Raw genomic sequence first — 24062 nt, 5'->3', positions numbered from 1 at the left:
GTCTCATTGATGCGAAGCAATCAATAAACCCCCTTCCAGCCATATCTGTCATGATTTTCAGCATGAATGGAACCTCGATGGACCTCAATGCGGTACGCATGCTGGTACAGGTAGCCGAAGCCCGCAGTTTCACCGTCGCCGCCGGACAGCTGGGCCTGAGCCAGTCCGGCCTGTCGCGCGCGATCGGTCGGCTGGAGGCCACGCTGGGGGTGAAGCTGCTGCAGCGGAACACCCGCAACGTGGCGCTGACCCCGGATGGCCGCCAGTTCGTCGACCAGGTCGCGCCGCTGCTGTGTGGTTTCGAGGATGCCGAACGCCAGTTGGCCGACCGTCCCTGCACGCCCGCGGGCACCCTGAAGATCAGCGCGCCATCGATGTTCGGACGCAAGGTGCTGGTGCCGATGCTGGCGCCGTTGCTGCAACAGCATCCGCAGCTGCAGGTGGAAGCCGTGCTCAGCGACCGCCTGGTCGATCTGGTCGAGGAAGGTTTCGATGCCGCGCTGCGCACCGGCGTCATCGCCGACCAGCGCATCGTCGCGCGCCCCCTGCGTCCGCTGCGTTGGGTGACGGTGGCCAGCGCCGCCTATCTGGCGCGCTGTGGCGCACCGGACGATGTGGCCGCACTGCAGGATCACGCGTGCCTCGCGGTGCGCAACCTGCGCAGTGGCCGGCTGGTGGACTGGCAGTTCCTGCAGGACGGACAACTGCGCGAGTTCACCCCACCGACGCGGATGGTGTTCGACAGCGGCGATCCGCTGGTGGAAGCGGCCATCGCAGGCATCGGCATCGTGCAGGTGATGGATTTCGCGGTGGCCGACGCGTTGGCTGACGGCCGCCTGCAACGCGTGCTGCAGCCGTTCGAAGGCCGCAGCCGCGCGCTGTCGTTGATCTACCCGCCGTCGCGCCAGCACTCGCCGAAGCTGCAGGTGCTTGCCGACGCGTTGCTGGCCGGGGAGTGGTAGCGCCGGCCGCTGGCCGGCGCCTACGCCGATCCAATCGTTTCGGGGTTGCCGGCCAGCGGCCGGCACTACCGGGCTGTGGTAGATCCACGCCATGCGTGGATGAGGGCAGGTAGCGCCGGGCACGGCCCGGCGCTACCGATCAGGCGAAGCTATCGGTGGCGCGCACCAGCGCGTCCACGTTTTCGGCTTCGAACGCCGAGTGGCCCGAGGCCGGCGTGATCTCCAGCTTCGCCTTCGGCCACACCTTGGTCAGGTCCCAGGCGTTGGCCAGCGGGCAGACCACGTCGTAGCGGCCGTGCACGATCACGCCGGGAATGTTGGCGATGCGGTGGGCGTCGCGCAGCAGCTGGTCTTCCACCTCGAAGAAGCCGCCGTTGACGAAGTAGTGGTTCTCGATGCGGGCAAACGCCAGCGCGAAATGCGGGTCTTCGTGGCTGTTGATGAAGTCGTCATCGACGTGCAGGAAGCTGGTCGCGCCTTCCCACACCGCCCACGCCTTGGCCGCTTCCAGGCGGGTGGTTTCGTCGTCGCTGGTCAGGCGGCGGTGGAAGGCCGAGATCAGGTCATGACGCTCCACCGACGGAATCGGCTTCAGGTAATGCTCCCACGCATCCGGGAACAGGCGGTTGGCGCCTTCCTGGTAGAACCATTCCAGCTCCCAGCGACGCAGCATGAAGATGCCGCGCAGGACCAGTTCGGTCACGCGCTGCGGGTGGGTTTCGGCATAGGCCAGGGCCAGGGTCGAGCCCCAGCTGCCGCCGAACACCTGCCAGCGATCAACCTTGAGGTGCTCACGCAGCTTCTCGATATCGGCGACGAGGTCCCAGGTGGTGTTGTCCACCAGGTCCGCGTGCGGAGTGGAACGGCCGGCACCGCGCTGGTCGAACAGGATGATGCGGTACTTGGACGGGTCGTGGAACTGGCGCATCTTGTCGCTGCAACCACCGCCCGGGCCACCGTGCAGCATCACCACCGGCTTGCCGTCCGGGTTGCCGCACTGTTCGAAGTACAGCGTGTGGCGGTCGTCGACCTTCAGGGTGCCGACGTCGTAGGGGGTGATGGCGGGGTACAGCGTACGCATGCTTGCAGCTCCAGGGTGATGCCCTGCCGGGGCAGGAGAACCTCCATTCTAGGCCGGACGCCGGCCCAGGGTGATCCGGTCGCGCTGCTCCAGGTCCTGCACGGTCTGCACCTCCGCAAAACCCGCGGCGTCGAACAGCGCGCGGATCGCCGCGCCCTGGTCCCAACCGTGCTCGATCAGCAGCCAAGCGCCGGGCAGCAGGTGGGCCTGGCCACCGTCGACGATGCGGCGGATGTCATCCAGCCCGTCCACGCCGGAGGCCAGCGCAGTGGCCGGTTCGAAGCGCAGGTCGCCCTGTGCCAGGTGCGGGTCGTCGCTGGCGATGTACGGCGGGTTGCTGGCGATCAGGTCGAACCGCACGCCCTGCAGCGGCGCATACCAGTCGTGCCCGCCCTCGGCGAAGCGGACGTTGCGCAGTTCATGGCGCTCAGCATTGCGCGCGGCCACGGCCAGCGCGCCCGGGCTGGCATCGGTGGCCAGCACCTGCGCCTGTGGCCGCTCGCTGGCCAGCGCCAGCGCGATGGCGCCGCTGCCGGTGCCCAGGTCGGCCATCCGCAGCGCACGGTCCTGCGGCAGGCGCTCCAGCGCCAGCTCGACCAGCAGTTCGGTTTCCGGACGCGGGATCAGCGTGGCCGGGTCGACCTCCAGGTCCAGCGTCCAGAAACCGCGGCGGCCGGTCAGGTAGGCCACCGGCTCACCGGTTACGCGGCGGGCCAGCAATGCCTCGAAGGCGGCCTGGTCATTGGCGTCCAGCGGATCGGTGGCATGGGCGAACAGCCAGCTGCGCGGGCGGTCCAGTACGTGCAGCAGCAGCAGTTCGGCCTCATGGCGGGCCTCGACGCCGCCGAGGCGGGCACTGGCCTCGGCCACGATCTGGCGCAGGGTGGGTTCGGGTTGCAGAGACATTCCGCAATTGTAGAGCCGAGCCCATGCTCGGCTGCTCCACCCGCAGCCGAGCATGGGCTCGGCTCTACAAAAGCTGCAATCCGTTCAGGTTCTGGCGGAGGGAATAAGGAGGGGCTATCGGCCACATTCTGCGCCTCCGGGGGCTTTCCCTTGTCACACAGGCAGTTGCAGGATGAGGGCGGCAAGGTTCAGTGCCGGCTCATGGGTTTTTGATAGACTCCATCTATCAAATAGATGCAATCAATGGATTGTTCTTATCGCGAGCGAATCGGTAACCTAGCTCCTGTCGATTCACCCACTCCCCTTCACCAGAGGAAAAATGATGTCCCTCATCAACACCCAGATCCAGCCGTTCGAAGCCAACGCTTACCACAATGGCGAGTTCATCAAGGTTTCCGACAACAGCCTGAAGGGCCAGTGGTCCGTCCTGATCTTCATGCCGGCCGCCTTCACCTTCAACTGCCCGACCGAGATCGAAGACGCCGCTGACCACTACGCCGAGTTCAAGAAGGCCGGCGCCGAGGTCTACATCGTCACCACCGACACCCACTTCTCGCACAAGGTGTGGCACGAAACCTCGCCGGCCGTCGGCAAAGCCCAGTTCCCGCTGGTCGGCGACCCGACCCACCAGCTGACCCGCGCTTTCGGCGTGCACATTGAAGAAGAAGGCCTGGCCCTGCGCGGCACCTTCATCATCAACCCGGAAGGCGTGATCAAGACCCTGGAGATCCACTCCAACGAGATCGCCCGTGACGTCGCCGAGACCCTGCGCAAGCTGAAGGCTGCCCAGTTCACCGCCGCCAACCCGAACCAGGTGTGCCCGGCCAAGTGGAAGGAAGGCGAGAAGACCCTGACCCCGTCGCTGGACCTGGTCGGCAAGATCTAAGGCAGTACCGGCCTGCCGTGGCCCCACGCCACGGCGCGCCCTTCATCCCCGTGCCGGTCCCCCCGCCGGCGTGGGGGTGAACCCAAGACAGCCAACGCTCGCCCGCCTTGGCCAGCCAGCCCCTTCCACGGTCGCTGTCTTGGGTTCACCCCTACCCCCTGCTGGTCCGCTACCTTCTACAGCGGTGCCACGCCCCCTGTTTGCCTGAAGCCAGGAGATGACCCGATGTTGGACGCCAACCTGCAGTCGCAGCTGAAGACCTATCTGGAGCGCGTGACCCGCCCGATCCAGATCACCGCGCACGCCGACGACGGCGCCAAGTCGCAGGAAATGCTGGAACTGCTGCAGACCCTGGAAACCCTGTCGGACAAGATCTCGCTGCAGGTGCTGCGCGATGGCCAGGGCCGCGTGCCGTCCTTCGACCTGGGCACCCCGGGCCAGGACATCCACCTGACCTTCGCCGGCCTGCCGATGGGCCACGAGTTCACCTCGCTGGTGCTGGCGCTGCTGCAGGTTGGCGGTCATCCGTCCAAGGCCACCGCCGAGCTGATCGAGCAGGTGCAGAACCTGGAAGGCGAATACCGCTTCGAAACCTACTTCTCGCTGTCCTGCCAGAACTGCCCGGACGTGGTGCAGGCGCTGAACCTGGCCGCGGTGCTCAACCCGCGCATCCAGCACGTGGCCATCGACGGCGCCCTGTTCCAGGATGAAGTCGAGCAGCGCGAGATCATGTCGGTGCCGACCGTGTACCTCAACGGTGAAGTGTTCGACCAGGGCCGCATGACCCTCGAACAGATCGTGGCCAAGCTGGATACCAACGCCAGCAAGCGCGATGCCGAGAAGATCGCCGCCAAGGACGCCTTCGACGTGCTGGTGGTCGGCGGTGGCCCGGCCGGTGCTGCAGCGGCGATCTATGCCGCACGCAAGGGCATCCGCACCGGCATCGCCGCCGAGCGTTTCGGTGGCCAGGTGCTGGACACGATGGCGATCGAGAACTTCATTTCGGTGAAGGAGACCGAAGGCCCGAAGCTGGCCACGGCGCTGGAACAGCACGTGCGCGAGTACGAGGTGGACATCATGAACCTGCAGCGCGCCAGTGCACTGGTGCCGGCCGGTGAAGACGGCCTGGTGCAGGTGCAGCTGGAGAACGGTGCGGTGCTGAAGTCGCGCTCGGTGATCCTGTCCACCGGCGCGCGCTGGCGGCAGATGAACGTGCCGGGCGAAGACCAGTACCGCAACAAGGGCGTGGCCTACTGCCCGCATTGCGATGGTCCGCTCTTCAAGGGCAAGCGCGTGGCGGTGATCGGCGGCGGCAACTCCGGCGTGGAAGCGGCCATCGACCTGGCCGGCATCGTGTCGCATGTAACCCTGCTGGAGTTCGATTCCAGCCTGCGCGCCGATGAAGTGCTGCAGAAGAAGCTGCGCAGCCTGGCCAACGTCACCGTGCTGACCAGTGCGCAGACCACCGAAGTGCTGGGCGACGGCAGCCGCGTCACCGGCCTGGTCTACAAGGACCGCGTCGGCGGCGATGCCCACCGCGTCGAGCTGGAAGGCATCTTCGTGCAGATCGGCCTGCTGCCCAACACCGAGTGGCTGAAGGATGTGGTGGCGCTGTCGCCGCGTGGCGAGGTCGTCATCGACGACCGCGGCCAGACCAACCTGCCGGGCGTGTTCGCTGCTGGCGATTGCACGACGGTGCCCTACAAGCAGATCATCATCGCCATGGGCGCCGGTTCGACCGCCGCACTGAGCGCGTTCGACCACCTGATCCGCTCGTCGGTGAGCAACAGCAGCGGTGCCGTTGCTGAAGCAGCCTGATCCACCGTTCCCAGATCACCGGGAACATTGTCTGCCTGTCGGGTAACCACGCCGTCAGCCGGTCCGTTACCCCTGGGGTGTAAGGATGAACCTACGTGATCTGAAGTACCTGGTAGCCCTGGCCGACCACAAGCATTTCGGCCGGGCTGCCGCCTCCTGCTTCGTCAGCCAGCCCACGCTGTCGACGCAGATCCGCAAGCTGGAAGAAGAGCTGGGCCTGCCGCTGGTGGAACGCGCACCGCGCAAGGTGATGCTGACCCCGGCCGGCCAGGAAGCGGCGGCACGGGCGCGGGTGATCGTGTCCGAAGTGGAACAGCTGAAGGAAGCGGCGCGACGCAGCCGCGATCCGGAAGCCGGTACGGTGCGCCTGGGGATCTTCCCGACCCTCGGCCCGTACCTGCTGCCGCATGTGATCCCGCGCATCCGCGAGCGCTTCCCGGAGCTGGAACTGCTGCTGGTCGAGGAAAAGAGCGACGTGCTGCTGGATCGCCTGCGCGAAGGCAAGCTCGACGCCGCGCTGCTGGCCCTGCCGGTGATCGACGACCAGCTGCATGCCGAATTCCTGTTCGAGGAACCGTTCCTGCTGGCCGTGTCCGGGCGCCATCCGCTGGCCCGCCGCGAACACCTGGACGTGCAGGAACTGGCCACGCAGAAGCTGCTGCTGCTGGAAGACGGCCATTGCCTGCGCGACCAGGCGCTGGAAGTCTGCCGCCTGTTCGGCGCCAACGAGAAGTCCGAGTTCCGCGCCACCAGCCTGGAAACGCTGCGGCAGATGGTCGCCGCCGACGTCGGCATCACCCTGCTGCCGAGCCTGTCGGTGCAGCCGCCGGTGCCGCGCTCGAACAACATCCGCCTGCTCGACTTCACCGGCGAAGGCCGTCCCAGCCGCCGCATCGCCATGATCTGGCGCCGCAGCTCGGCCATGAACGACTTCCTGATGGAGCTGGCCGACCAGTTCAAGCGCCTGCCGCAGGCGCTGTTCACGCTGGAGGCGCTCGATGCCGGCAGCGATGCACCGGCCCTGCCCGGCCCCGCGCTGAACGGCTGAGCCCCCGCAGTACCGGCCCGGAATCGGCAGGAGTCGATTCCGGCCGCATTTGTCCCCACAATACAGACAGGCGGCGCCAGCAGGTGCCGCCTTTTGCATGGCTTTCAACCAAGGAGCTTCACCATGAACACCGCCAGCGGCCTGCCGCCGTCGATCACCGTTTCTACCTTCGACATGGACCGCCTGGACGCCATGCTCGAATCCCCTGCGCTGAGCCAGACGCCTGCCGCGCTCGCGCTTGCTGAAGAACTCAACCGGGCCACCGTGCTGGCGCCGGACCAGATTCCCGAAGGCATCGTCATGATGCATTCGCGCGTGGAGTGCGAAGATGAAGTGTCGGGCGAGAAACACGTCCTGACCCTGGTCTTCCCCCGCGAAGCCAACGTCGATGAAGGCAAGGTGTCCGTGCTGGCCCCGGTCGGCAGTGCCCTGCTCGGCCTGGCCATCGGCCAGAGCATCGACTGGAACGCGCCCGGCGGCCGCAAGCTGCGCCTGCGCGTGACCGCGGTCCACAACGACCGCCCCTGATTACCGCTGCGCACCGCGCGCGATTCGATCCCCCTGCACCAGGAGCCGTAATGAGTACCCCGTCCAAACTGTCCCAGCTGCGCGAACTGTCCGTGGTCGTTGCCGATACCGGTGACTACGACGCCATCAAGCGCCTGCAGCCGGTGGACTGCACCACCAACCCGACCCTGGTGAAGAAGGCGCTGGACCTGCCGGTCTACGCCGAGCTGATCGAACGCGAACTGGCCTGGGGCCGCCAGCAGACGGGCGACCGCGAAGCGGTGGTGCACGCCGTGGCCGACCGCCTTACCATCGGCGTCGGCGCGCTGCTGAGCACGCTGGTGCCGGGCCGCGTGTCCACCGAAGTGGATGCCGACCAGGCCCACGACACCGCCGCCACCGTGGCCAAGGCCCGCCAGTTCATCCAGATGTACGCCGATGCCGGCGTGCCGCGCGAGAAGATCCTGATCAAGATCGCCGCCACCTGGGAAGGCGTGGAAGCCGCGCGCATCCTGCAGGCCGAAGGCATCGACTGCAACCTGACGCTGATCTTCAACCCGACCCAGGCCCTGGCCTGCAGCGAAGCCGGCGCGTTCCTGATCTCGCCGTTCGTCGGCCGCATCCTGGACTGGTACGTGGCCAACGGCCAGACCCCGGCCAGCATCGACGAAGACCCGGGCGTGAAGTTCGTGCGCGGCGTGTACGCCGAATTCAAGCGCCGTGGTTCGCCGACGGTGGTGATGGGCGCCTCGTTCCGTTCGACCGCGCAGATCGAAGCACTGGCCGGCTGCGACCGCCTGACGATTTCGCCGGACCTGCTGGAGAAGCTGGACGCCGACCACGGCGAGCTGCCGCGCAAGCTGGTGGCCGGTGCGGCGGATGGCGTGGCGGTGACCCCGATCGATGCGGCGAAGTTCGCAGCCGACCTGGCGGCCGATCCGATGGCGACCGAGAAGCTGGCGACCGGTATCGATGCGTTTGCCAAGGATCTGGAAGCACTGCGCGCGCGCATTCGTTCGGAACTGTGAGGATTCCGGCCAACGGCTGAGCCCCTCGTGGCGGGGGGCTTGGTCGCGAAGAGCGGGTCATGCGGTTGGCAGGGTGGGTAGGCCGTGCAGGGGACGCTGCAAGTACGTCCATGTAAGCTCGGTCGCCGCATCCATGCGGCTCACGCCCCTGCACGGCCTACCCACCCTGCCTTCGACAGTTTCCGGCGGCCGCCCGCCACGGAAGAAAGAAAGAAGAGCAACAGCGGGTCGCGCGCTTCGCTTGCTCGGAGCGGAGCATCGCTCCGCTCTACAGAAAGCACTGCAGGACCAAACAAAAAGGACGCGGCGAAGGCCGCGTCCTTTTTGTTTTCCAACAGTTCGTCAGTAACCCAATGCTCTTTCCCACCGTCACCGGGAAACTTTCGAAGGTGGGACGGGGGCGGCTGGCAGGACCGTTGGCGCCATGGATGGCGCCATCGAGCCCCCATGGATGGGTTTACGGCGTGTCCTGCCAGCCGCCCCCGTCCCGCCAAACCATCAGCAACCCAGAGCCGCTTTGGCTTTGGCAGTTGCTTTCAGCTTCTGCCCGCCGCAGGCGGACCACCGCGCGTCAGCGCGGCGCCTCCACATCCAACCCGATCGGGCAGCTCACGCCGGTGCCGCCGATACCGCAGTAGCCGTTCGGATTCTTCGCCAGGTACTGCTGGTGATAGTCCTCGGCGTAGTAGTACGCCGGTGCCGGGTACACGATCTCGGTGGTGATCGGGCCGTAGCCGGCCGCATCCAGCTGGGCCTGATAGGCCTCGCGGCTGGCCAGCGCAGCGGCGTACTGTGCCTCGTCGGTGGCGTGGATCGCCGAACGGTACTGGGTGCCGGTGTCGTTGCCCTGGCGCATGCCCTGGGTTGGGTCGTGGCTTTCCCAGAACAGCTGCAGCAGCCGCTCCAGGCTCACCACCGCCGGGTCGAACACCACCTGCACCACTTCGGTGTGGCCGGTCAGGCCCGAACAGACCTCTTCATAGGTCGGGTTCGGGGTGATGCCGCCGGCATAGCCGACCGAGGTGCTGTACACGCCCGGTTCGGTCCAGAACTTGCGCTCGGCGCCCCAGAAGCAGCCCAGCGCGAAGCGGATCTGCTGCAGGCCGGCGAAACGGTCCTTCAGCGGATGGCTGTTCACGAAGTGCTGGTTGCTGTGCAGCGGTAGCGGTTGCTCGCGCCCCGGCAGTGCTTCTTCCGGGCGCGGCAGGCGCTGCTTGAAGGCGCCGATGCCAAGAATGCCCTGGCCAATTCCCAACATGATGCGCTCCTACGCCGGAAGGCCGGCTATGTCGTCTGCATCGGAAATGGGGGCGTCCGGCGCGTGGCCCAAGTCCAGCGCCGCCACGATGTCCTCGGCCTGCGGCCGTGCCGCATCAGGGATGCCCACCCGCAGCACGCCGAACAGTGGCAGCTCGCCCATCCCGCCCAACAACGACTCGCCGAACACGAAGGCCGGGATGCCGGCATCCTCCAGCGCGTGCTTGACCAGGTGGGCGTCGAACAGATTGTCGGCCTTGTACACGATGTGCATGCGGCGGCTCCTCGGGGCAGGGGTCCAGCATACGCCCGAGGGCTGAATGCCGCCGGTGACGGCGAATGACCGTTCTGCCGGCCAGCGGCCGGCACTACCCATCTGCACGTCGATCCACGTTCCGCCGGCCGGCGCTACCGGAAAGTGGGCTGGTAGTGCCGGCCGCTGGCCGGCATCCCCACGCCCCACCGGGCAGCCCTGCCCCGTACGCGCTAGACTGTTGGTCTTTCTGCCTTTCTTTTCGCCGACTCATGTCCGAGCACACCCCCGCCAGCCCCGAGACCCCCGCCGACAGCCACGAAAAGCGCGATTTCATCCGCCAGATCGTGCGCGAGGACCTGGCCAGCGGAAAGCACCAGGCGATCAAGACCCGCTTCCCGCCGGAGCCGAACGGCTACCTGCACATCGGCCATGCCAAGTCGATCTGCCTGAACTTCGGCATCGCCGGCGAGTTCAGCGGCGTGTGCAACCTGCGCTTCGATGACACCAACCCGGCCAAGGAAGATCCGGAATACGTGGCCGCGATCCAGGACGACGTGCGCTGGCTGGGCTTCAGCTGGAACGAGCTGCGCCACGCTTCGGATTACTTCCAGACCTATTACCTGGCCGCCGAGAAGCTGATCGAACAGGGCAAGGCCTATGTCTGCGACCTGTCGGCCGAGGAAGTGCGCGCCTACCGCGGCACCCTGACCGAGCCGGGCCGCCCGTCGCCGTGGCGCGACCGCAGCGTCGAGGAAAACCTCGACCTGTTCCGCCGCATGCGCGCCGGTGAATTCCCGGATGGCGCTCGCACCCTGCGCGCCAAGATCGACATGGCCAGCGGCAACATCAACCTGCGCGATCCGGCGCTGTACCGCATCAAGCACGTCGAGCACCAGAACACCGGCAACGCGTGGCCGATCTACCCGATGTACGACTTCGCGCACGCGCTGGGCGATTCCATCGAAGGCATCACCCATTCGCTGTGCACGCTGGAGTTCGAAGACCACCGCCCGCTGTACGACTGGTGCGTGGACAACGTCGATTTCGCCCACGACGACGCGCTGACACAGCCGCTGGTCGACGCCGGCCTGCCGCGCGAAGCGGCCAAGCCGCGCCAGATCGAGTTCTCGCGCCTGAACATCAACTACACGGTGATGAGCAAGCGCAAGCTGATGGCACTGGTCACCGAGCAGCTGGTGGACGGCTGGGAAGACCCGCGCATGCCGACCCTGCAGGGCCTGCGTCGACGTGGTTACACCCCGGCCGCGATGCGCCTGTTCGCCGAGCGCGTGGGCATCAGCAAGCAGAATTCGCTGATCGATTTCAGCGTGCTGGAAGGCGCGCTGCGCGAAGACCTGGACAGCGCTGCACCGCGCCGCATGGCCGTGGTCGACCCGGTCAAGCTGGTGCTGACCAACCTGCCGGAAGGCCACGAAGAACAGCTGACCTTCAGCAACCACCCGAAGGACGAGAGCTTCGGCAGCCGCGAAGTGCCGTTCGCACGCGAAGTGTGGATCGACCGCGAGGACTTCGCCGAAGTGCCGCCGAAGGGCTGGAAGCGCCTGGTGCCGGGTGGCGAAGTGCGCCTGCGCGGCGCCGGCATCATCCGCTGCGACGAAGTGATCAAGGACGCCGACGGCACCATCACCGAGCTGCGCGGCTGGCTGGATCCGGAATCGCGTCCGGGCATGGAAGGCGCCAACCGCAAGGTCAAGGGCACCATCCACTGGGTCAGCGCCGTGCATGGCGTGCCGGCCGAGATCCGCCTGTACGACCGCCTGTTCTCGGTGCCGAACCCGGACGACGAATCGGAAGGCAAGACCTACCGTGACTACCTCAATCCGGAATCGCGCCGCACCGTCACCGGCTATGTCGAGCCGGCCGCGGCCAGCGCCGCCCCGGAGCAGTCGTTCCAGTTCGAGCGCACCGGCTACTTCGTCGCCGACCGCCGCGACCACACCGAGGCCAAGCCGGTGTTCAACCGCAGCGTGACCCTGCGCGACACCTGGTCGGCCTGAGGACCTGCGCGGGCGCCAGCATGGCGCCCGCACGCCCCCGATGATGATCACCGCCCTCTCCGCCCTGCTCTGGTTCATCTCGCAGCATCCGCTGCTGACGTTCTTTGCAGCGATGGTGCTGGCCGGGCTGGTCTCGTGGTGGCGGCGCTTTCCGGGCTACGCCATCGTGGTGTTCCCGCTGGCGATGCTCAACATCTTCCTCGGCCACTTCCTCAACGCTACCTTCCTCAACGTGGTGGGCGAACGCGGTGAAGCGGTGATCGTGAAGTCGGAGCGGACCAGCTCGACGCTCAACGAGCAGTACATCTGGCGGTACGAAGCGGTGCTGCGCACGGCCGAGGGCCGCGATGTGGAAGTGGTGTTCCACACCAACACCGCCTCGCTGTGGCCGCTGGAAAACGCCATCCGCATCCCGGCGCGCGACCAGCCATTCGTGGTGAAGTACACGCCGGGCTTCGCGCGCAACTTCGTCATCCTCACCAACGAATCTCCGCACGGCATCGCCCAGGCCCGTGCCAGCGCGCGCGAGCGCGTGGAGGTAGCGGCGCGCAAGCTACACTTCAGCCCCGGCAATACCGATTTCCGCGCGGACTATCGCCGCGAGCTGGAAACCTGGCTGCGCGACCACGGCAACGATCCGCAGCAGCAGCCCGACGCGCAGCGATATCGCGCCGAACTCGACGCGCTCGAGCGCTAGTTCCAGGCCCTGCCTGGATGTTCCGCCCCATCCATCCACAGGCCTGACATGACCACGACCTCCACCGCCCTCCTCCCGCTGCTGCAGCAGGTCCTGCAGGGCGCCAGCATCGCCAGCCGCGCCGACGGTGGCGCGCTGCTGCTGGACAGCGGCCTGCGCCTGACCCCGCATGCGATGGCCGCGCACGCGCGCGACAACGGCGGCTGGCAGACCTCCACCGTCATCGAGGCCCAACATCCGGTGTTGTTCGCCGATGGCCTGTTCGAGTACCAGCACGCCAACGGTGCCGATGAGCAGGCGTCGCTGTTGTCCGGCTTCCAGGCCTGGGTGCGGGTGGACCTGGCGACCCTGCAGACCGCGATCGGCGCCGAAGATGCACAGGGCCTGCCGATGATGGGCCTGACCTATCCGGCCGGTGACGATGGCGAGGAACATCAGCGCACCGTGGTGCTGGGGCCGTTGGCGCACTACCGTGCGCAGGAAGTGGATGCATCCACCTGCAGCGAGGACGACCACGGCTCCTGCCCCTGCTGCCTGTTCACGCGCAGCATGGAGGCCTTCGATGAGCTGCTGAAAGCCCGCCAGTTCCTCGCCATCCGCCTGTTCGCCTCGCGCGATGCCGAGGGCCTGTGCGAGGCCGATTGCCGGGTCAACGGTCACGACTTTGCCGCCGCCCTGCCCCTGCTGCGCGCCTATGCCGCCAGCTGGCCGCAGGCCGGGCTCGAGTTCCGCAAGCAGTACGTGGTGATCCGCACCGGCTCGCCGGACTAACCCACCGCCACACCCGATACAGGCCGGTGCAGCTACACTGCGCGCCGGTTTCCCAAGCAACCGCACCTTCTTCCATCCCATTACGAGGCACCCCCGCGATGCTGTACGCGCAAGTCCACCTGACCCTTCCCGCCTGGATCCACGACCAGATCGACCTGGATCGTCGATATCCGGGCGATGAGGCCAAGGTCGCGCTGGCGATCGAGCTGTCGCGGCTGAATGTCGAACACGCCAGTGGCGGCCCTTTCGGCGCGGTGGTGTTCGGCCCGGATGACAAGGTCATCGCCGCCGGCGTGAACCGGGTGATGCCGCACGCGACCTCGCTGGCGCACGCCGAGAACATGGCCTACATGCTGGCCCAGCAGCGCCTGCAGACGCCGCGCCTGAACGCAGTGCTGTCGCCGGTCACCCTAGCCACCAGCTCGCAGCCGTGCTGCCAGTGCTACGGCGCCACCGTGTGGGCCGGCATCGACCGCCTGCTGATCGGTGCCAACTCGGCCGACGTCGAGGAACTGACCCCGTTCGATGAAGGCCCGCTGCCGGCCGACTGGGTGGGCGAACTCAACAAGCGCGGCATCGAAGTGGTGCAGGGCCTGAACCGCGACGCCGCACGCAGCGTGCTGCGTGCCTATGGGGAAAGCGATGGCGCCCGTTACTGAGGCCGGCATCGGCCTGCTGTGCCTGTGCCGGCAGGGCTTCGAGCCCGAGCTGGCCGGCGAACTGCAGTTCCGCGCCGGTGAAGCCGGTTTCGCCGGCTACGCGCGCACCCAGCGCAATGACGGCTATGTGCTTTTCATGTGCGACGAAGCGGCTGCCCTGGCGCCGCGCCTGCGCTGGCGCGAGCTGATCTTCGCGCGGCAGAAACTGGTGGTGCTGGCCGAGCTGCCGCAGCTGGATCCGGCCGACCGCATCACCCCGATGCTGGAGGTGCTGGCCGATGCGCCGCGCTTCGGTGACCTGTGGGTGGAGCACCCCGATTCGGAGGCCGGCAAGCCGTTGTCCGGTCTGGCGCGCGCCTTCGGCAACGCGCTGCGCCCAGCGCTGCGCAAGGCAGGCAAGCTCAGCGACAAGCCGAACAACCGCCTGCCACGCCTGCACGTGGTGTTCGTCGACGGTACCCATGCCTTCGTCTGCGTGGCCGACCCGGCAGACAGCGCGCCGTGGGCACTGGGCATCCCGCGCCTGAAGCTGCTGCCCGAAGCACCTTCGCGTTCGGCGCTGAAGCTGGACGAAGCGTTGCTGACCCTGCTGACGCCGGAAGAGCGCGAGACGCTGGCCAGGCCGGGCATGCGCGCGGCCGACCTCGGCGCTGCACCGGGTGGCTGGACCTGGGTGCTGACCCGCCAGCACATGCACGTGCTGAGCATCGACAACGGGCCGCTGCGCCAGCATGTGCTGGATACCGGCCTGGTCGAGCACCTGCGCGCCGATGGCTTCCACTGGCATCCGGAACAGCCGCTGGACTGGATGGTCTGCGACATGGTCGAGCAGCCGCGCCGCGTGGCCGAGCGCATGGCCACCTGGTTCCGCGAAGGCTGGTGCCGGCATGCGATCTTCAATCTGAAACTGCCGATGAAGAAGCGCTGGGACGAAACCCGGCTGTGCCTGGACCTGTTCCAGGACCAGGCCGGCAAGCCACTGGTGGTCCGCGCCAAGCAGCTCTATCACGATCGTGAAGAGATCACCGTATTGGCTTCGCCGCTGCGCTGACCCGTCATCGGCGGCACAGGTTGCCGGGAGTACGCTCCCGGTACCCTCTGGCAAGGAGCCTGTCATGAACATTCCGCGTTCCGCCCTGCTGTTGGCCACCCTGCTGGCAGCCGTGCCGGCCATGGCCCAGCACGGCCCGTCCACACCGGCGCAGAGCCAGCCGCTGGGCCCGACCGGCGGTGCCATCCGCCAGCAGCCGCTGGGCGCCGGCCAGGTCACCGGCAGCGTCGACATTCCGCAGCCCGCCGGCGAAGCACACGTCACCGTTCGCTCGCTGGAGCCGAGCAGCGTGATCGGCCAGTACCGCATCCGCTTCAGCGACCTCGACGTGAACGGCGATGGCTTCATCAGCCGCCAGGAAGCACAGGCCAACCCGGCACTGGCCGATGAATTCAATTCACTGGATCGCAGGCACCGCGGCAAGCTGGACCGTGCCGACCTGGCCGGTTGGCTGGTTGATTGATCCGCCGTCGCGATCTTCATCCACGCATGGCGTGGATCTACTGACGCCGGGCACACGACCCGCGCTCGGTGGGTGCCAACCTTGGTTGGCACAATGTCGGAGGCGTGCCAACCAAGGTTGGCACCTACCAGAGCGGTCTGTATTCCGGTCAGACGCCGGCGGCGCGCTTCCAGAACGCCTGCACCAGCGGCGGCCATCTGCCGACGCAGCCCAGTGCGCGGCCGCGGGCCAGGGTCAGGTGCATTTCGTCGTTGGAGAACAGGCGGTTGATCGCATCGAAGCTGTAGGCGGCGATCTGGTTGTCGCTGCGCCGTTCGCGTGCCCAGCGCTGCAGGCGCTGCGGCGACAGCCGCGGCTGGCCGCGGCGTTCGGCCGACGGCGCCAGCCACTGCTGCAGGGCGGCGACATCGCGCAGGCCCAGGTTCACGCCCTGCCCGGCCAGCGGATGCACCACATGCGCAGCATCACCTAGCGCCAGCACGCGGCCGGCCACGTAGTGACGGGCCAGTTGGCGACGCAGCGGGAAGGCCGCACGCGGTGACGCCAGCCGCAGCTCACCCAGGCGCGCCGCGAAGGCGCGGGTCAGTTCGCGGTTGAACGCATCTTCGTCCAACGCCAGCACGCGAGCCGCTTCATCTTCGGGCAGGGTCCAGACGATCGAACTGCGGCGCTCGGCCACCGGCAGCAACGCCAGCGGTCCGCTCGGCAGGAAGCGCTGCCAGGCCGTGGCCTGGTTCGGCAGCTCACTGTCCACGTAGGCCACCACGCCACGCTGGTGGTAGTCATGGCGCTCGACCTCGATCCCGGCCAGCTGGCGCAGGGTAGATTCGGCGCCGTCGGCGGCCACGGCCAGCGCCGCTTCCAGGCGGCGCCCGTCATCCAGCCGCAGGCGCACGCCATCCTCGTCCTGCTCCAGCGCTTCCACCCGTGCCGGGCAATGCAGCTGCACGCCCGCCGCCGGCAGCGCCGACCACAGGCGATCCTGCAGCAGGCCGTTCTCGACGATGTAGCCCAGCTCACGCCGACCGAAGCGGTCAGCGTCGAACAGCAGATCCTCGCCACCGGCCGCATCCCATACCTGCATGCGCCGGTAGGGCCACGCGCGGGCCTGCGCGATGGCCGGCCACACCCCCAGGCGGTTCAACAGCTGCACGTTGTCGGCGGCGAAGGCGAACACCCGCAGGTCCGGCTGCGCGGCCTGCCACGGTGCCGGTTCGCGGCCCTCCACCAGCGCAACCGACAAGCCGGCATCGGCCAGCGCCAGCGCACAGGCGGCACCGACCACGCCGCCACCGACAATGGCCACGTCCAGGCGCGTGCGCCGGCTCATGCGGCTTCTCCACGGCACAGGCGCGGCACTTCACCACGGAAGCCCATCGCACCACCAACCAGCATCGACTGCACCGAGGCGCGTTGTGCGGCCACCAGGCCGAGGCTGCGCAGCGGCCGCATCAGCGGTGCCGGGTTGCTGGTCAGGCGTGCCAGGCCACCCGAGAACGCCACCGTCTGCCGGCGGTCTTCCTGGCGGCGAGCGACATAGGCCTGCAGCAGCGCATCGCTGCCGGCATCCTCATGCGCATCCTCCAGCAGCTCGGCCAGGGTCAGCGCATCGCGCAGGCCCAGGTTGAAGCCCTGCGCACCCAGCGGATGGATGGTCTGCGCGGCATTGCCCAGCAGCACCGTGCGTTCACCGGCCAGCGCGCGCGCCAGCACCTGGATGAGCGGGTAAGCGCTGCGTGGGCCGGATTCGAGCAGGCGGCCGGCACGCCAGCCGATCGCATCCTGCAGCCGCTGCAGCCAGGCCGCGTCGTCCAGCGCCATCACCGCATCGGCCTGGTCGCGCGCCACGCCATGCACGGTGCCGAAGTGGCGGTCGCCGCGCGGCAGCAGGGCGGTCGGCCCGGTATCGGTGAAGCGCTCCCAGGCCGTGCCATCCGGCGCGCGCTGGCTGCGCACGCGGGCCACGAACAGGGTCTGCTGGAAATCATGCCGGTCGACCTCGATGCCCAGTGCGCCGCGCACACCGCTGGTCGTGCCATCGGCACCGACCACCAGCCGTGCCAGCAGCACGCGCTCGCCGGTCTCGTCGGCCACCCGCACCTGGCGGTAGCCGTCGACCACCTCGCCCAGGCCCAGGAACCGCATCGGCCGGTAACGGCGCAGCTGCGGCAGCTCCTGCAGGCGCGCTTCCAGCGCCTGGCCGAAGTCACGCGCCACCACCACCTGGCCGAACCACGGCCGGTCGTAGTCGGCCGCCTCCAGCTGCACGCGGCCGAAATCACCGGCGCGGCTGACGTGGATGCGACGGATCGGGCCCGGCGCCATCGCCAGCTTCTGCATGACCCCCAGCGCGGTCAGCGCGTTGACGGTAGCCGCAGCGAAACTGAGGTTGCGCTGGTCGAACACCGCCGGCAGCTCGCCGGCCGGGCTGGCTTCGAGCAGGCCCACATCGCGGCCCAGCCGGTCCAGGGCGATGGCCAGGCTGGCACCGACCAGGCCGCCACCGACGATCAGCACGTCATGTCGTTCACTCATGGTGTTCATGATACGCGCTCGCCCCGCCCGAACACCCAACGCCCCCGACCTGCGCCAACCGGCGTGGCGGGCTAGAATGAAACCTGAATCCGCTCCGGGCCCGCTGCCATGTCCGCCACCGCCAACCGTGCCTTCGTCCTGTCCGTACTCGTGCTGTTGCTGGCGACGACCCGGGTCAACCACTTCGCGGCAATCCCCGATGCCTCCTGGGCGGTGTTCTTCATCGGTGGCTTCTACCTGGCCGGCTGGACCCGCTGGGCGTTCCCGCTGCTGATGGTGTTCGCGGTGCTGGTGGACTGGATCGTGATCCGCAGCAGCGGCCTGGATTTCTGGCAGCACTACTGCGTGTCGCCGGGCTACTGGCTGCTGCTGCCGGCCTACTTCTCGCTGTGGGCCGGCGGCATGCTGCTGGGCCGCAACTACCAGGGGGCACGCTGGCCGGTGCTGGCCAAGGGCGCGCTGCTGCTGGTGGCCTCGGTGGCGGTCTGCCACCTGCTGGCGCAGGGCGGCTTCTACTGGACCAGCCGCAACGTGGCCGAACCGACCCTGGCCGGCTGGGCACAGAACTACGCACAGTGGTTCGGGCCGTACCTGCGCACCACCGCGATCTACGTGGCGCTCGGCGCCGCCCTGCAGCTGGCCGTGGAGCAGGTACTGAAGCTCCAGCAGGCACGCCGCGACATCCGCCACTGAGCCGCGCCATGGGTCATCGCCTCTCGCGCATCTACACCCGCACCGGCGACGACGGCAGTACCGGCCTTGGCGACGGCCAGCGCGTGGCCAAGGACGACGCCCGCGTGGCGTCCTACGGTACCGTCGACGAAGCCAATGCCGCGCTCGGCCTGCTGCTGGCCACGGCGCTGCCCGAGGATGTCCGCGCGCTGGTGGTGCATCTGCAGCACCAGCTGTTCGACCTGGGCGCCGAACTGTGCATCCCCGGCCACGCCGCGATCCACGCCGCCGATGTCTCGGCACTGGAACAGCAGCTGGACCACTACAACGCCAGCCTGCCGATGTTGAAGGAATTCATCCTGCCGGCCGGTGGCGAGGCCGCCGCACGCTGCCACCTGGCCCGCACCATCGTCCGCCGCGCCGAGCGCGAGACGGTCACCCTGGCCCGTCACGAGGCCGTGCGCAGCGAGGCGCTGCAGTACCTCAACCGGCTGTCGGACCTGTTGTTCGTGCTGGCCCGGGTGCTGGCCCGTGCCGATGGCCACGGCGAAGCGCTGTGGCAACCACAGCAGCGCCAGCGCTGAGTCGGCACGATGCTGGTCTTCACCCATCCGTCCTGCCTGCTGCATGACCCCGGCCCCGGCCATCCGGAGTGCCCGCAACGCCTGCAACATGTGCTGGATGCCCTGCACGCCGCATTCCCCAGCCAGCTGGACTGGCGCGAGGCGCCGCCGGCCAAGTTCGGCGAACTGACCCGGGTCCACGACAGCGCCCTGCTCGACTTCGTGCTGCAGCCGCAGACCGTGCCGCTGCGCCAGCTGGACATGGACACCTGGACCTCGCCCGGCTCGGCCAGTGCCGCCGTGCATGCCGCCGGTGCCGGCGTGGCGGCGGTAGATGCGGTGATGCTGGGCGAAGACCCGCTGGCGTTCTGCGCGGTGCGGCCGCCGGGCCACCACGCCACCAGCAGCACCGCGATGGGCTTCTGCCTGCTCAACAACATCGCCATCGCCGCCGCCTACGCCCGTGACCGTCATGGGCTGGAGCGCATCGCGGTGGTCGATTTCGATGTCCACCATGGCAACGGCACCCAGGACATCTTCCAGCACGACGCCCGGGTCTCGTACTACAGCACCCACCAGGCCGGCCTGTTCCCCAACTCGGGCCTGCGCCGCGACCGCGGTGCCGGCAACCTGATGAACATCCTGCTGCCACCCGGCAGTGGCGGTTTCCGCTTCCGTAATGTGTGGGCCGACGAGATGCTGCCGGCCATCGACGACTTCCGGCCGCAGCTGCTGCTGATCTCGGCCGGCTTCGATGCCCACCTGCGCGACCCGCAGGCCGACCTGATGCTGGAAACCGACGATTTCGCCTGGATCACCCGCGAACTGCATGCGCTGGCGCGCCGCCATGCGGCCGGCCGGGTGGTCTCGATGCTGGAAGGCGGCTATGACCTGCAGGCTCTTGCCGAGTGCAGCGTGGCCCATGTCCGGGCCTTGATACCGGCCCCTCCGGACAGCGTCTCCGGATGAACCCGAACCGGCAGGATCCGACGCCCTTCATTGCCCCTATGCAAGGGATGGGGCAAGCTACCGTCCGTTTTCGCCCGAATCCGAACCGCGTGCGCCGAGCCCTCCGCCTGCTTCCCCTGCCTCTGAGCATCGCCATCTGCCTGCCGGCAATGGCCGATGAAAAGCCGCTCAACTGGGGCCTGTGCCCGGCTACCGACGTGATTCCCGCGTTCACCGATGCCCCTGTCCCGGTCCCGGGGCAGGACAAGGCCGCCGCCAGCGCCGCGCGCGAGCAGCAGCCGACCGACATCGAGGGCGACCAGCTGCTGGGCACCACCACCGTGCCGCAGTACGAAGGCAACGTGGCCCTGCGCCGCGGCGACCAGTTCGTCGGCACCGACAAGCTCAGCTTCGATACCGAGACCGGCAACTACATCGCCGACGGCAATGTCCGCTACCAGGACTCCTCGATCCGCATGGTCGCCAAGCGCGCCGAGGGCAACCAGGAAAGCGACACCCACAAGATCACCGACATCAAGTACCAGCTGGTGTCGCGCCGCGGCAACGGTGATGCCGAGTCGGTCGACCTGCAGGGCGCGGTCGGCCAGATGCACCGCTCCACCTACACCACCTGCGACCCGTCGCAGCCGGTGTGGAAGCTGTCGGCGCCGCAGATCGAAGTGGACAACGACGAAGGCTTCGGCACGGCCCGCAACGCCGTGCTGCGCATCGGCAAGGTGCCGGTCCTGTGGGCGCCGTACTTCAAGTTCCCGATCGACGACCGCCGCAAGACCGGCCTGCTGTTCCCGCAGCTGGGCATGTCCGGCCGCAACGGCTTCGACTACACCCAGCCGATTTACCTGAACCTGGCGCCGAACTACGACGACACGCTGATGCCGCGCTACATGAGCCGGCGTGGCCTGATGCTCGACAACGAGTTCCGCTACCTCTACAACGGCGGCCGCGGCGAGCTGCTGACCGCCTACATCCCCAACGACAAGCTGCGCGACCGCGACCGCGGCCGGGTGATGTTCAGCGGTTACCACAACGTGGACAGCCACTGGCAGGCCCGCGCCAACCTCGCCTGGGTCAGCGACGAGCGCTATGTCGAAGACTTCGCCAACCGCCTGGTCGGCGTGACCGCCTCGAACCTGCAGAGCACCGTGGGCCTGTACGGCACCGGCAAGAACTGGACGGCCGGCATCATGGCCGACCGCTGGCAGCTGACCGACTACACGCTCAATGAAAGCGCGCTGCCCTACAACCGCCAGCCGCGCCTGTACTTCAACTGGGACAAGCCGGTCCTGCCGTGGCTGGAAACCGGCGTCTACGCCGAAGCCGTGCGCTTCACCCACGACGACATCAACTACAAGTACGACGCCAGTGCCGGCCCGGACCTGCAGTACACGCGCAATGGCCAGACCCTGCGCATGTACGGCGGCTCGCGCCTGGACGTGAAGCCGTATGTGTCGTTCCCGATCAGCGGCGCGGCCTGGTACGTCACCCCGACCCTGGCCTACCGCTACACCGGCTACGACCTGGACCAGGGCCTGGCCGACAGCGTCCGCCGCAACGTGCTGGTTTCGCAGGGCATCGACCCGAACACGGCCACGCCGGAGCAGCTGCGCGGCAACAAATCGCCCAGCCGCAGCCTGCCGATCGGCAGCATCGACGCCGGCCTGTTCTTCGATCGCGAGACCACCATCGGTGGCAAGTCGTTCCTGCATACGCTGGAGCCGCGCCTGTTCTACCTGCGCACGCCCTACCGCAACCAGGACGACCTGCCGATCTTCGATACCCGTGACTTCACCTTCAGCTGGGGCCAGCTGTTCCGCGACTCGCGCTATACCGGCGCAGATCGCCAGAACGATGCCAACCAGCTGACCCTGGCACTGGGTACCCGCTTCATCGACCAGACCACCGGCAAGGAACGCTTCTCGGCCTCGATCGGCCAGATCCAGTACTTCGACGAGTCGCGGGTGACCGTCACCCCGGGCGGCGCGCCGGTGGAAAAGGGCAAGTCGGCCTGGATCGCCGACGGCAACTACATGATCAACGACCGCTGGACCCTGGGCGCCACCTACCAGTGGGACCCGAAGTACAAGCGCGAGGATCTGGCCAGCGTCCGTGCCCGCTACCTGATGCCCAACGATGGCGTGATCAACCTCAGCTACCGCTACCGCATCAACTCCGGCGCCCCGGCCACCGCCAACAAGCATGACCGGACGCTGCTGGAACAGGCCGACCTGTCGTTCCTGTATCCGCTGAATGCGCGCTGGAGCCTGGTCGGCCGCTACTACTACTCGCTGCAGGACAAGGAACCGCTGGAAATCATCGCCGGCGTCCAGTGGGACAGCTGCTGCCTGGCCGTGCGTGTGGTCGGCCGCCGCTACGTCCGCAACCGCGAAGGCGAGATGAACAACGCCATCCAGCTGGAGTTCGTGCTCAAGGGCCTGAGCTCCCTGGGGCAGGACACGGACCGCACCCTGCGCCGTGCTATCCTCGGCTACAACCGCGACGACCTCTATCTCGTGCCGCCGAGCAACACCGGGGCGACCCGGGATGACTACGATCCGAACCTGATCCCATGACCAAGCGCTTCCCCGTTCTTCTCGCCTCGCTGCTGGCGGTGTCCAGCGTGTCCGCCCCCCTGCAGGTGCTTGCCCAGGAGGCGCAGCCGCTTGACCGCATCGCCGCCGTCGTCGATGAGGACGTGATCCTGCAGAGCGAGCTCCAGCGTGCGATCGCCAACATCAAGGCGCAGTACGCCGGCCGTGAAAACCAGCTGCCGCCGGAAGACGTGCTCAGCCGCCAGGTGCTCGAACGCCTGGTGCTGGTCAAGCTGCAGGTGGCCCGCGCCCAGGGCAGTGGCATCCGTGTCAGCGACCAGGAGCTGAACCAGGCGATGAATTCCATCGCCCAGCAGAATGGTTCGAACCTGGATGCCCTGCGCCAGCGCCTGGCCCATGACGGCATCGACTTCAACGATTTCCGTGCTTCGGTGCGTGACGAGATCACCGTGCAGCGCCTGCGCCAGAGCTTCGCGCAGAGCCGCATCAGCGTCAGCGAGGGTGAAGTCGACGCCGCGCTGAAGCAGCAGGCCACGGTGGGCAACCAGTACCACCTGGCGCACATCCTGATCGCCCTGCCCGACGGCGCCAACGCCGACCAGATCGCCACCGGCCAGAAGAAGGCCGATGGTGTGAAGACCCTGCTGGACAAGGGCGAGCTGGACTTCAACGCGGCGGCCGTGCGCTATTCGGACAGCCCGAATGCACTGGAAGGCGGCGATCTGGGCTGGCGCAGCCTGGATGAAATCCCGCAGGCCTTCGCCCAGATGATGGAAAAGATGAAGCCCGGCGAAGTGGTCGGCCCGATCCGTGGCCCGAGCGGCTTCCAGCTGCTGAAGCTGGTGGAAGTGCGTGACAGCAGCTCCGCCGCCGCCGGCGAACACACGGTCACCGAGTTCCACGGCCGCCACATCCTGGTGCGCGTGGACGACCACCAGACCGACGCCGCCGCCAAGGCCAAGATCGACACCCTGCGTGCCCGCATTGCCGGTGGTGCCGAGTTCCAGACCGTTGCCAAGGAGTCCTCCGAGGACAACAACAGCAAGGGCCAGGGCGGTGACCTGGGCTGGTTCCCGGCCGACGCGTTCGGTCCGGCCTTCGGCCAGCAGGTGGAAGGCCTCCAGGACGGTGGCGTCAGCCAGCCGTTCCGCACCGATGCCGGTTGGCACATCGTGCAGCGCGTGGCGACCCGCCAGACCGACGTGACCACCGACAACCAGCGTGCCCAGGTCCGCGAGACCATCGGCCGCCGCAAGCTGGAAGACGAGTACAACCGCTTCCTGCAGGAACTCCGTGGCGAAGCCTACGTCAGCTTCCGCAGTGGCGACCGCGCGGAAAACACCGCCACCCCGCCGCAGTCCTGACC

General features: G+C 67.8%; 23 protein-coding genes. 17 read left to right on the top strand and 6 right to left on the bottom strand.

Annotated features, from left to right (window positions below):
- Window positions 1–77 precede the first annotated feature (77 nt).
- Window positions 78–962, top strand: coding sequence for a LysR family transcriptional regulator (locus tag ACZK1G_RS03835; protein ID WP_101764956.1), 885 nt, complete (start codon window positions 78–80; stop codon window positions 960–962).
- Window positions 963–1101: 139 nt separating this feature from the next.
- Here the strand turns inward: ACZK1G_RS03835 and pip are convergent, their stop codons facing one another.
- Window positions 1102–2043, bottom strand: coding sequence for a prolyl aminopeptidase (gene pip, locus ACZK1G_RS03830; RefSeq protein WP_101764955.1), 942 nt, complete (start codon window positions 2041–2043; stop codon window positions 1102–1104).
- A 48-nt stretch (window positions 2044–2091) separates the two neighbouring features.
- On the bottom strand, window positions 2092–2949 hold the full coding sequence (prmC, locus tag ACZK1G_RS03825; protein ID WP_197622290.1) for a peptide chain release factor N(5)-glutamine methyltransferase: 858 nt from the start codon (window positions 2947–2949) through the stop codon (window positions 2092–2094).
- Between the two features lie 322 nt (window positions 2950–3271).
- On the opposite strand from prmC, the gene ahpC reads away from it, so the two are divergent.
- The 5 genes from ahpC to ACZK1G_RS03800 all read left to right on the top strand — a co-directional run bounded on the left by ahpC (window position 3272) and on the right by ACZK1G_RS03800 (window position 8236).
- Complete coding sequence (gene ahpC / locus ACZK1G_RS03820) at window positions 3272–3835, top strand: alkyl hydroperoxide reductase subunit C (RefSeq protein ID WP_014036055.1); 564 nt, start codon at window positions 3272–3274, stop codon at window positions 3833–3835.
- A 225-nt stretch (window positions 3836–4060) separates the two neighbouring features.
- The gene (gene ahpF, locus ACZK1G_RS03815) at window positions 4061–5653 is read left to right on the top strand and encodes an alkyl hydroperoxide reductase subunit F (protein WP_101764953.1); all 1593 of its coding nucleotides are present in this window, start codon (window positions 4061–4063) and stop codon (window positions 5651–5653) included.
- Between the two features lie 85 nt (window positions 5654–5738).
- A complete protein-coding gene (locus ACZK1G_RS03810) occupies window positions 5739–6701 on the top strand; it encodes a LysR substrate-binding domain-containing protein (protein ID WP_014646003.1) in 963 nt (320 codons plus the stop codon).
- 123 nt (window positions 6702–6824) lie between these two features.
- Window positions 6825–7229: a nucleoside diphosphate kinase regulator gene (gene rnk / locus ACZK1G_RS03805; protein WP_014036052.1), complete on the top strand. Its 405-nt coding sequence runs from the start codon at window positions 6825–6827 to the stop codon at window positions 7227–7229.
- Between the two features lie 50 nt (window positions 7230–7279).
- Window positions 7280–8236, top strand: coding sequence for a transaldolase (locus ACZK1G_RS03800; protein ID WP_101764952.1), 957 nt, complete (start codon window positions 7280–7282; stop codon window positions 8234–8236).
- A gap of 571 nt (window positions 8237–8807) precedes the next feature.
- Here ACZK1G_RS03800 and msrA read toward each other — a convergent pair.
- Both msrA and ACZK1G_RS03790 read right to left on the bottom strand, forming a co-directional pair.
- Complete coding sequence (gene msrA, locus ACZK1G_RS03795; RefSeq protein ID WP_032956996.1) at window positions 8808–9473, bottom strand: peptide-methionine (S)-S-oxide reductase MsrA; 666 nt, start codon at window positions 9471–9473, stop codon at window positions 8808–8810.
- Window positions 9474–9503: 30 nt separating this feature from the next.
- Window positions 9504–9767 carry a putative signal transducing protein gene (locus tag ACZK1G_RS03790; protein ID WP_010481810.1) on the bottom strand — a complete coding sequence of 88 codons (264 nt, stop codon included), beginning with the start codon at window positions 9765–9767 and terminating at the stop codon, window positions 9504–9506.
- A 251-nt stretch (window positions 9768–10018) separates the two neighbouring features.
- Here ACZK1G_RS03790 and ACZK1G_RS03785 point away from each other — a divergent pair, with 251 nt between their 5' ends.
- The 6 genes from ACZK1G_RS03785 (at window position 10019) to ACZK1G_RS03760 (ending at window position 15408) form a co-directional block, all read left to right on the top strand.
- The gene (locus tag ACZK1G_RS03785; RefSeq protein ID WP_014036049.1) at window positions 10019–11767 is read left to right on the top strand and encodes a glutamine--tRNA ligase/YqeY domain fusion protein; all 1749 of its coding nucleotides are present in this window, start codon (window positions 10019–10021) and stop codon (window positions 11765–11767) included.
- Window positions 11768–11810: 43 nt separating this feature from the next.
- Entirely contained in the window at window positions 11811–12464 is a 654-nt protein-coding gene (locus ACZK1G_RS03780) for a hypothetical protein (RefSeq protein WP_101766375.1), read from the top strand.
- Between the two features lie 48 nt (window positions 12465–12512).
- Window positions 12513–13235, top strand: coding sequence for a DUF6348 family protein (locus ACZK1G_RS03775; protein ID WP_049443656.1), 723 nt, complete (start codon window positions 12513–12515; stop codon window positions 13233–13235).
- Window positions 13236–13333: 98 nt separating this feature from the next.
- The gene (locus ACZK1G_RS03770) at window positions 13334–13894 is read left to right on the top strand and encodes a nucleoside deaminase (RefSeq protein WP_004154307.1); all 561 of its coding nucleotides are present in this window, start codon (window positions 13334–13336) and stop codon (window positions 13892–13894) included.
- Window positions 13878–14945: a 23S rRNA (cytidine(2498)-2'-O)-methyltransferase RlmM gene (gene rlmM, locus ACZK1G_RS03765; RefSeq protein WP_049443654.1), complete on the top strand. Its 1068-nt coding sequence runs from the start codon at window positions 13878–13880 to the stop codon at window positions 14943–14945. Before ACZK1G_RS03770 ends, rlmM begins: the two co-directional genes overlap by 17 nt.
- A 64-nt stretch (window positions 14946–15009) precedes the next feature.
- Window positions 15010–15408 (top strand): EF-hand domain-containing protein, encoded by a 399-nt coding sequence (locus ACZK1G_RS03760; RefSeq protein WP_049443652.1) that lies wholly within the window; start codon window positions 15010–15012, stop codon window positions 15406–15408.
- 148 nt (window positions 15409–15556) lie between these two features.
- Here ACZK1G_RS03760 and ACZK1G_RS03755 read toward each other — a convergent pair whose 3' ends face one another.
- Together ACZK1G_RS03755 and ubiH are read right to left on the bottom strand one after the other, a co-directional pair.
- Window positions 15557–16738, bottom strand: coding sequence for a UbiH/UbiF family hydroxylase (locus tag ACZK1G_RS03755; RefSeq protein WP_101764951.1), 1182 nt, complete (start codon window positions 16736–16738; stop codon window positions 15557–15559).
- Window positions 16735–17943 (bottom strand): 2-octaprenyl-6-methoxyphenyl hydroxylase, encoded by a 1209-nt coding sequence (gene ubiH / locus ACZK1G_RS03750; protein WP_049443649.1) that lies wholly within the window; start codon window positions 17941–17943, stop codon window positions 16735–16737. Before ubiH ends, ACZK1G_RS03755 begins: the two co-directional genes overlap by 4 nt.
- Before the next feature lie 108 nt (window positions 17944–18051).
- Here ubiH and ACZK1G_RS03745 point away from each other — a divergent pair, with 108 nt between their 5' ends.
- From ACZK1G_RS03745 to ACZK1G_RS03725, 5 genes are all read left to right on the top strand, one after another.
- Window positions 18052–18636, top strand: a complete 585-nt coding sequence (locus tag ACZK1G_RS03745; protein WP_049443648.1) for a hypothetical protein — start codon at window positions 18052–18054, stop codon at window positions 18634–18636.
- An 8-nt stretch (window positions 18637–18644) separates the two neighbouring features.
- Complete coding sequence (locus ACZK1G_RS03740) at window positions 18645–19199, top strand: cob(I)yrinic acid a,c-diamide adenosyltransferase (protein ID WP_014036041.1); 555 nt, start codon at window positions 18645–18647, stop codon at window positions 19197–19199.
- A 9-nt stretch (window positions 19200–19208) separates the two neighbouring features.
- A complete protein-coding gene (locus tag ACZK1G_RS03735; protein WP_101764950.1) occupies window positions 19209–20147 on the top strand; it encodes a histone deacetylase family protein in 939 nt (312 codons plus the stop codon).
- Window positions 20148–20236: 89 nt separating this feature from the next.
- Entirely contained in the window at window positions 20237–22717 is a 2481-nt protein-coding gene (lptD, locus tag ACZK1G_RS03730) for an LPS-assembly protein LptD (RefSeq protein WP_168356108.1), read from the top strand.
- Entirely contained in the window at window positions 22714–24060 is a 1347-nt protein-coding gene (locus ACZK1G_RS03725; RefSeq protein ID WP_075675326.1) for a peptidylprolyl isomerase, read from the top strand. Before lptD ends, ACZK1G_RS03725 begins: the two co-directional genes overlap by 4 nt.
- Window positions 24061–24062: the final 2 nt, after the last annotated feature.

Source organism: Stenotrophomonas sp. 109824_Sma (genome assembly GCF_056480025.1).
Note: the sequence above shows the minus strand (reverse complement) of the source record. Positions and strands in the feature narration are given on the sequence as shown.

Bases quoted from the DNA above. Each gene is read 5' to 3' on its own strand.
- ACZK1G_RS03835 (WP_101764956.1), top strand. From the start codon at position 78: ATGGACCTCAATGCGGTACGCATGCTGGTACAGGTAGCCGAAGCCCGC.
- pip (WP_101764955.1), bottom strand. From the start codon at position 2,043: ATGCGTACGCTGTACCCCGCCATCACCCCCTACGACGTCGGCACCCTG.
- prmC (WP_197622290.1), bottom strand. From the start codon at position 2,949: ATGTCTCTGCAACCCGAACCCACCCTGCGCCAGATCGTGGCCGAGGCC.
- ahpC (WP_014036055.1), top strand. From the start codon at position 3,272: ATGTCCCTCATCAACACCCAGATCCAGCCGTTCGAAGCCAACGCTTAC.
- ahpF (WP_101764953.1), top strand. From the start codon at position 4,061: ATGTTGGACGCCAACCTGCAGTCGCAGCTGAAGACCTATCTGGAGCGC.
- ACZK1G_RS03810 (WP_014646003.1), top strand. From the start codon at position 5,739: ATGAACCTACGTGATCTGAAGTACCTGGTAGCCCTGGCCGACCACAAG.
- rnk (WP_014036052.1), top strand. From the start codon at position 6,825: ATGAACACCGCCAGCGGCCTGCCGCCGTCGATCACCGTTTCTACCTTC.
- ACZK1G_RS03800 (WP_101764952.1), top strand. From the start codon at position 7,280: ATGAGTACCCCGTCCAAACTGTCCCAGCTGCGCGAACTGTCCGTGGTC.
- ACZK1G_RS03790 (WP_010481810.1), bottom strand. From the start codon at position 9,767: ATGCACATCGTGTACAAGGCCGACAATCTGTTCGACGCCCACCTGGTC.
- ACZK1G_RS03785 (WP_014036049.1), top strand. From the start codon at position 10,019: ATGTCCGAGCACACCCCCGCCAGCCCCGAGACCCCCGCCGACAGCCAC.
- ACZK1G_RS03780 (WP_101766375.1), top strand. From the start codon at position 11,811: ATGATCACCGCCCTCTCCGCCCTGCTCTGGTTCATCTCGCAGCATCCG.
- ACZK1G_RS03775 (WP_049443656.1), top strand. From the start codon at position 12,513: ATGACCACGACCTCCACCGCCCTCCTCCCGCTGCTGCAGCAGGTCCTG.
- ACZK1G_RS03770 (WP_004154307.1), top strand. From the start codon at position 13,334: ATGCTGTACGCGCAAGTCCACCTGACCCTTCCCGCCTGGATCCACGAC.
- rlmM (WP_049443654.1), top strand. From the start codon at position 13,878: ATGGCGCCCGTTACTGAGGCCGGCATCGGCCTGCTGTGCCTGTGCCGG.
- ACZK1G_RS03760 (WP_049443652.1), top strand. From the start codon at position 15,010: ATGAACATTCCGCGTTCCGCCCTGCTGTTGGCCACCCTGCTGGCAGCC.
- ACZK1G_RS03755 (WP_101764951.1), bottom strand. From the start codon at position 16,738: ATGAGCCGGCGCACGCGCCTGGACGTGGCCATTGTCGGTGGCGGCGTG.
- ubiH (WP_049443649.1), bottom strand. From the start codon at position 17,943: ATGAGTGAACGACATGACGTGCTGATCGTCGGTGGCGGCCTGGTCGGT.
- ACZK1G_RS03745 (WP_049443648.1), top strand. From the start codon at position 18,052: ATGTCCGCCACCGCCAACCGTGCCTTCGTCCTGTCCGTACTCGTGCTG.
- ACZK1G_RS03740 (WP_014036041.1), top strand. From the start codon at position 18,645: ATGGGTCATCGCCTCTCGCGCATCTACACCCGCACCGGCGACGACGGC.
- ACZK1G_RS03735 (WP_101764950.1), top strand. From the start codon at position 19,209: ATGCTGGTCTTCACCCATCCGTCCTGCCTGCTGCATGACCCCGGCCCC.
- ACZK1G_RS03725 (WP_075675326.1), top strand. From the start codon at position 22,714: ATGACCAAGCGCTTCCCCGTTCTTCTCGCCTCGCTGCTGGCGGTGTCC.